Source organism: cf. Phormidesmis sp. LEGE 11477, from assembly GCF_015207105.1.
Lineage (GTDB): Bacteria > Cyanobacteriota > Cyanobacteriia > Phormidesmidales > Phormidesmidaceae > Phormidesmis.
Window position 1 is genome coordinate 23635 of the sequence record NZ_JADEXO010000081.1, and the last position, 6162, is coordinate 29796.

General features: G+C 47.7%; 9 protein-coding genes. All 9 read left to right on the plus strand.

The features are described 5' to 3' along the window. Complete coding sequence (locus IQ256_RS19795) at nucleotides 1-816, plus strand: hypothetical protein (RefSeq protein WP_193857284.1); 816 nt, start codon at nucleotides 1-3, stop codon at nucleotides 814-816. Nucleotides 817-1176: 360 nt separating this feature from the next. Further along, on the plus strand, nucleotides 1177-1938 hold the full coding sequence (locus tag IQ256_RS19800; protein ID WP_193857285.1) for a ParA family protein: 762 nt from the start codon (nucleotides 1177-1179) through the stop codon (nucleotides 1936-1938). Between the two features lie 22 nt (nucleotides 1939-1960). Further along, a complete protein-coding gene (locus IQ256_RS19805; protein WP_193857286.1) occupies nucleotides 1961-2695 on the plus strand; it encodes a ParB/RepB/Spo0J family partition protein in 735 nt (244 codons plus the stop codon). Between the two features lie 215 nt (nucleotides 2696-2910). Beyond that, on the plus strand, nucleotides 2911-3303 hold the full coding sequence (locus IQ256_RS19810) for a hypothetical protein (RefSeq protein ID WP_193857287.1): 393 nt from the start codon (nucleotides 2911-2913) through the stop codon (nucleotides 3301-3303). Nucleotides 3304-3308: 5 nt separating this feature from the next. Continuing rightward, nucleotides 3309-3692, plus strand: coding sequence for a hypothetical protein (locus IQ256_RS19815; RefSeq protein ID WP_193857288.1), 384 nt, complete (start codon nucleotides 3309-3311; stop codon nucleotides 3690-3692). A gap of 4 nt (nucleotides 3693-3696) precedes the next feature. After that, a complete protein-coding gene (locus IQ256_RS19820; RefSeq protein ID WP_193857289.1) occupies nucleotides 3697-4038 on the plus strand; it encodes an HNH endonuclease in 342 nt (113 codons plus the stop codon). 42 nt (nucleotides 4039-4080) lie between these two features. Next, nucleotides 4081-4680: a hypothetical protein gene (locus IQ256_RS19825; RefSeq protein ID WP_193857290.1), complete on the plus strand. Its 600-nt coding sequence runs from the start codon at nucleotides 4081-4083 to the stop codon at nucleotides 4678-4680. Nucleotides 4681-4797: 117 nt separating this feature from the next. Then, nucleotides 4798-5250: a hypothetical protein gene (locus IQ256_RS19830; RefSeq protein WP_193857291.1), complete on the plus strand. Its 453-nt coding sequence runs from the start codon at nucleotides 4798-4800 to the stop codon at nucleotides 5248-5250. A 232-nt stretch (nucleotides 5251-5482) separates the two neighbouring features. Continuing rightward, on the plus strand, nucleotides 5483-6103 hold the full coding sequence (locus IQ256_RS19835; RefSeq protein ID WP_193857292.1) for a hypothetical protein: 621 nt from the start codon (nucleotides 5483-5485) through the stop codon (nucleotides 6101-6103). The last annotated feature ends 59 nt before the right edge of the window (nucleotides 6104-6162 follow it).

Here is a 6162-nt window from a genome sequence, read left to right on the forward strand (position 1 = left end):
ATGGATGAAACAGCTACTCCAGCAGCAAAAAAAGGTGATCGTATTGAGGTCACTTACGCAGACAAGCAGTTCGAGGTGATTGTCATCGATCCTGATGGACTAGGGCCGGGGCAACCAGCATACGGATTTGGTTTTCGCATGGCCGAAAAGTATATTGGGATTGACAACACCACACTCTCTAGAAGGGTGCTGCAAATAGACGATGAGAAGGCACTCAAGAATCCGTCTGGCAAGGCTTTCAGGGTGCTGCAAATCTCTGGCTCAGATGGCAACGAATACAGTGTTATTGAGGTTAGTGACTGGTTTGATTTGGCCACTGATGTATTAATCAATCCTGGCAAAACTCGCAAACCGACGAAGCAGAAAATAGCCGATTTTCTCAAATGGTTCGCGGTCAAAGGTTTCTATTTCAGCGCCAACATCGCAGCTAAAGGCGTAGCTACGGCCAAAGATGATAGAGCGCTCAATCGATGGCTGCAAAAACGCGAATCTGGTAAGTACACAAGGAAAGACTACACAGATACTCTTAGCGATGCCAGGGTGCCCGAAGTTGAATACGCTATCCGAACGAATGAGGTCTACATGGGCCTATTTGGCTTGAAGGCGGCTGAGATGAAGCAAAAATGGCAGCTGATGGCTGGCGATCCTAAGATCGCCCGTAACTACATCAGTGAAGAGAAGGGACTAGAAGCAGTGAAATTCTGTGAACGCCTAGTAACCATGCTTTATTCTGACGACTTAGATGAGGCCCATTCTGAGGCAATTCGCCTCACGGTGAGAAAGTTTAAGCTACACCCACAGTTTCCATCGTCATAGATAGGTGTAGCAGCAGCTGATAGACGCTGTGAAACGATTCATATTCGGTATGCACAGCAAACAATGTATTACGGCTGGAGTCGAAATATTCTAGAAATGCAGATTGAGCTTAGCCTACTAGGGCGGCAAGGTGAGGCAGCAAACGAACAGTAAAGCCCCTTCTAAAGCTTTAGAAGGGGCTACCAAGTCGTAAAGTCGTCATCTCTACAATAAGCTCTAGGGAAGAGTCTACAGTGTATGGAAAGAGACATAGCAGTTACCAATTCTCTGTTTTACAAAGAATTGAAGGTTCTCGATGATAGCCAAACACTTTTAAAGTATGATTCTTGCATTCATAGGCAGGTTAGGTAACCTCACAAGATGAGTCTCTTCAGAATTGCTGTCTGTGGCCGAAAAGGAGGCGTGGGAAAAACTACCACCGCTGCGTCATTGGCATCGTATTTTGCATTTCATGGCCTCAAAGCATTAGTTATCGATCTTGATCCGCAAAGTAACACTGGGTTCGTATTGGGCGTCGATCCCGTGGCACCAGGGACTGCTGAACTCATGTTAGATCAGACTCCTGAACCATTAGAAGCTGCCGAGAACCTCTTCGTACTTCCTGGAGGCTCTTCTCTGCAAGGGCGAGATATTGAGATGGCAGATCCAGAGGAGCTATCGTATGCGGTCAGGAAACTAAGCGACTATCAGGTAGTCATATTTGATTGTCCGCCCGGTAGTGATCATCTAGAGCGATTTGGGCTAGTCGCTGCAAACGTAGCTTTGGTGTGTACTAATGCTCATCCTCTAGGAATTATTGGAGCGGAACGGGTACTCGCGGAAATCAAGCGAAGGAGAGAACGCCATCAATCGGGTCCTGAGTACTGCGCGTTCGTACTGACACAAATCAATAGATCGAGAGTCTTTGATAAAGATCTGCCAGAACAGCTGGCTGCGAAGTATCCAAATATTCCGCAACTTTCTATCAGACAGAACTCTGATTTAGCTTGGGCAACTGCGCAGCGAACACCTTTGATGGAAAACAGTCCGTCGAAAAAATCCATTGAAGATATAGAGCAGATTGCTCGATGGATAGCAGAAGAAACGGTAGTCAGCGGACAGCGTAATGGCGAGAAGGTCTAAAAAAGTCGACTTCCTAGAGAACTTGTCAGCTGTCACAGAGCAGATGCAGGACAAAGACCAGGAAGCAAATCTTCGTAGAGAAAGAGAAAGAGGCGAACTCAGCACGCTGCCTCTAGAACGAATAAAGGATCGCGAGAGCAGCACTCGAACTCTCAATACGGAGCACGTTCAAAGCTTGAAGGAGTCTATCGCCACACTCGGATTGATCGAACCTCTAGCAGTAGATCGAGAGAAGGTATTGCTAGCAGGAGGTCATCGACTAGCTGCGATCGCTCTGCTATTGGATACCGACCCAGACACCTTTGAGCAGCATTTTCCAAAGAGTGCGATTCCAGTAAGAGTCATGCCGTTCTCGGCTGCGAATGAACCAGATAGAGCGCTACAGGTAGAAGTTGCCGAGAACGAGTATCGCCGGGACTATACACCAGCGGAAGTTAAAAAAATCGCCCAGCGTTTGATCAATGCTGGGTATAAAGATGCGAAGGGCAGACCGAAGAAGGGCGAGAAAGTTTTAATGCCAGCACTGAGCACCGTGGTTGGTAAAAACAGGCGAACGCTCCAACGTTACTTACATGGTGATTCAAAAAAAAGTCGGACAGATGTCCACCTTTCTTTGAAGAAGGCAAAGAAGTCTTTAGAGTCATGGCAGAATCAACCTGGACACAATACTCCCGCTAGCCAGAAACTCAGTAAGCAGCTGCCAGAGATATTGAGCCTGATCGACGCTGTGATAGAAGAAAATTCATCCGCGAAATGAAGAGGCGTATGTTAGCGCCGAATCGTATATCGAGAAAGTCGGACATGTGTCCGACTTTTTATTCGATGCGAAAAGTTGGACACATGTCCGACCTTCTACCCATATAGCTCTCTATCGACGAAGATACTCTGACTAGCTATGAAGCTGCGGAATACATAGAGGCGTAACGTTCACAACTACAGCATAATAGGCAGTAACGCCGCGATCTTTCACTTATGACCCAGCAAGACGCTATCCAGTACGCTAAGCACTTCGGTTGGACAGGAGCCGATGCTAAACGCGCGTTTGCTAGCATCGACTTGAAAAATGCTGATGAGCTCGCGCTTCTAACCGCGATGGTGAATTTCGCAGGCCCAACCCTCTACGAGCGGCAGAAACTACAGGGAGCGCAGAAGGGTCTAGTCACAAAGAAAGAGAACTACATTAAGCAAATCGAACTTGAGTTCACTGAGAAAATCAACGACTACGAAGAACAGCTCTCCACAGAGCGTAGTTTGTTTGTTGCCACCATCGCTAGGGTTTACGGCGTCGCTAAACGTTTTGGGTTTCAAGACTCGTGGATAGAGATGTTGATAGAACAGTATGACGACTACCAGAAGCGAGCCTAGTGCCTATGGATGCTTCTACGCTCACCACGACGCGAAAGCAGCTGCGTGGCTATGGTGCGTCGCACTACCTAGCCAGAAGGCTAACGCGATCACTAAAGCCTATTGCAAAATCAGGGAACGCATATGTCTATACGCTAGCTCAGGTAGTTACAGCTGCGCGTAACTACAGCGAACAGGCTCGGGTTCAGCCCACGACAAAGCAGATACTAGAACAGATGCTGACTCAACTTGTCTCCCAAATAGATAACGTTGTACCTATGCTGCCAGATGTCCATCGGACAGCAGCAGGCGATGCATCAAGACAGCTACTAAAGCAAATGCATCGGACAGATAAGGCGATGGCCGAGCTGAAAGCAACCGTTGCTTCGATGGGTGGCCACGAGAGATAGCGGTATGGCAACTTTCGAGCATCTGGTTAGAGAACTGCTAAAGGCTACTAAGCGAGTTGATCATAGCCTTCAGCAGCTTCAGCACAAAGCTACGCAAGTTCAGCAGAAGTACGAACCAAGAATAGAGTTCGAGCGCTGGAAGCAAACGCTAGGCGGTAGGAAGTGGAAGCGACAGCAATATAAGCAACAGGACGGACGCTGCCAGATGTGCCAAAGACCGATAACGCTGAAGGGGTCACATATTGACCATATTAAGCCGTTATCGCGCTATCCGAATCTGGCGATCACATCTGAGAATCTACAGATACTGTGCGTAGATTGTAATCTCAGAAAAGGAAAGAAGTAACTACTGAGTCTTTGGCAGTAGTTGTCAGTATGCAATCACGCTATGGTGGATGCGTTGTCCTCGCTGCTGTGCAGTGAGATACCTTTCAATATTGATATGGGTCGAAAGTCTCGACATAAGAGTGCTAGTCGTCGTAACGCGCCAGATGAAGCAACCCACCTGGCAGGATTGCCACCAACGCTCGCATCTGTTTACAAGCTTCAAAGATGCGCGGGACAGCAGGACAGTTCGACGGATGATGTATTGACGCTTCACCCTGACTTCGCTGAAGCAGAAGCGTCACAGATGACCTTCGATAGGGCAGTCTTCGAGAAAGTTCCAGGCATCACGCTGATTCGGCATCCCTATCCTAGTGAAATTGACTTGAAGGCAACATACGAAGAAGAACACGGCATAGGTTCATCGACCGGACTATTGCTGATGTTGAATGTTTCTTGTCCCGCACCAAGTCAGTTTGGAGTAAGAACAAAAATACCTTCTGCGCTCAGTTCATGTGACCCTTTGTACAAGCAGCTATCACAGGGTTACTGTGCGCTAGTAGGTGAGCATAGTGCAAGTCACATGTTTTATGGCGTGCTACATCAGCGGCTACCAGTTGAGATAGTAGAGACAGGAGTAATTCCTTTTCCTGCTAACGGCTAACTGCATCTATGAAACTGTCCATGCGCCTATTAAGACCTAACTATGTCAACGCCTACTAGGTGGTTGATAATTCCGTAGTAGTTCCGGTAGATATGCTACCTACCCTTATCAGGACATATGGAAAACGAGAAAGTACAAATTCTGCTCGCTCTCTACGCTACAACTCAAGAGAACTTAAAGGACATGCGATCACGAGTGCTTACCATCTCCAGCACTTCTATCACCTTCTTCACTATCTCTGTAGGGTGGATCGTTCAGAAAGAAGCTAAGCCATCGTTACAAGAGACTCTTCTGCTTGTCTGCATCATCATAGTGTTCTGGATTGGAAACTTGAGGATCTTATCAGATATTAGAAGAGGCTTCGCAAATGCAATGGGTATTGCGCTACGTATCGAAAGATCTCTCCACCTCTACGAGCCTGGATTCTTCAACGAAGACAAACAACCTTTATTCCCGGAAAGCTATTCAAAGCCAAACACGTCCAAGCACTTTAAAATGTTTGAGTTCGTACTTTCTTGCTCTGCAATCGCCTCTATTCTCATTTTGATAATCCGATACATCTTTGGATAGCAACACCGCTCTGACCACTGCTTGCCACAGATAAAACGACGAATCGACAGCTTACTCAGCGAAGCCGCTTTTCTCTCTGTACACAATTCTGTAGACCTTGGCTATGGTGATCTAGCTGGCCCCACTCATTTCCGGGGGCCGAGGGGTTTTACCAGCGGTAGAGAATGCTAGAGCATGGCCCTGATCCAGAAAAAGACGACTTGGTATACTTTGAGTACAATGCAATCGCAGCATGACCTACGAGCACGCAGGACGTGAGCCGATGGACGAACAAAGGCTAGCTGACCAACTTCAGAAAACTGGGAACCTCATGGATCTCACATTCGACCGAGATTGGCTAGCAGAAGCAGCTGAAGACGATAGCTGGATTGAGGCTGGCGTCATGACGCGGCCCTACGTCAACTATCTAAAATCACTTACGCCAGAACAGAATCGCTCCTTACAATTTCAAGCACAGCTGCTAAGCATCCTATTGCCAGAGCTGAAGCAATGGGTCGCAAGTTGGGGGCTAGGATTGAGCTTTGAACCGGTATATCTATCAGCACAGAAAACGCTCTATCGGCATCTAAAGCGATTGACGGAAGAACAGGAAGATTGGATTGCTGCGCTAATTAGTGAGCATGATCAAGGCTTACCTATGGAAGAACAACCTGTACGATCTCAAACCTCCTCTATGCTCGCGCAGCTATTCACTGTAGAGGACTGGCATGAGCTAGCCAAAATCGCCGCGCAGGGAATGTCTCGGACCGTCCTACAAATTCCCCAGGCAGTTTCGGACGGAGTCCGGGGTTTGAGTAGTAACGGAACAGAAAACCACGCTAAGGCCAGAGCCCTCTCTACCGCTGGGTTTTAAGCCTAGTAAAAAGGCTCATTTGGGTCATCAGGGTTCCGTAATGGCCTGAACCCACCTTC

Bases quoted from the DNA above. Each gene is read 5' to 3' on its own strand.
- IQ256_RS19795 (WP_193857284.1), top strand. From the start codon at position 1: ATGGATGAAACAGCTACTCCAGCAGCAAAAAAAGGTGATCGTATTGAG.
- IQ256_RS19800 (WP_193857285.1), top strand. From the start codon at position 1,177: ATGAGTCTCTTCAGAATTGCTGTCTGTGGCCGAAAAGGAGGCGTGGGA.
- IQ256_RS19810 (WP_193857287.1), top strand. From the start codon at position 2,911: ATGACCCAGCAAGACGCTATCCAGTACGCTAAGCACTTCGGTTGGACA.
- IQ256_RS19815 (WP_193857288.1), top strand. From the start codon at position 3,309: ATGGATGCTTCTACGCTCACCACGACGCGAAAGCAGCTGCGTGGCTAT.
- IQ256_RS19820 (WP_193857289.1), top strand. From the start codon at position 3,697: ATGGCAACTTTCGAGCATCTGGTTAGAGAACTGCTAAAGGCTACTAAG.
- IQ256_RS19825 (WP_193857290.1), top strand. From the start codon at position 4,081: ATGGTGGATGCGTTGTCCTCGCTGCTGTGCAGTGAGATACCTTTCAAT.
- IQ256_RS19830 (WP_193857291.1), top strand. From the start codon at position 4,798: ATGGAAAACGAGAAAGTACAAATTCTGCTCGCTCTCTACGCTACAACT.
- IQ256_RS19835 (WP_193857292.1), top strand. From the start codon at position 5,483: ATGACCTACGAGCACGCAGGACGTGAGCCGATGGACGAACAAAGGCTA.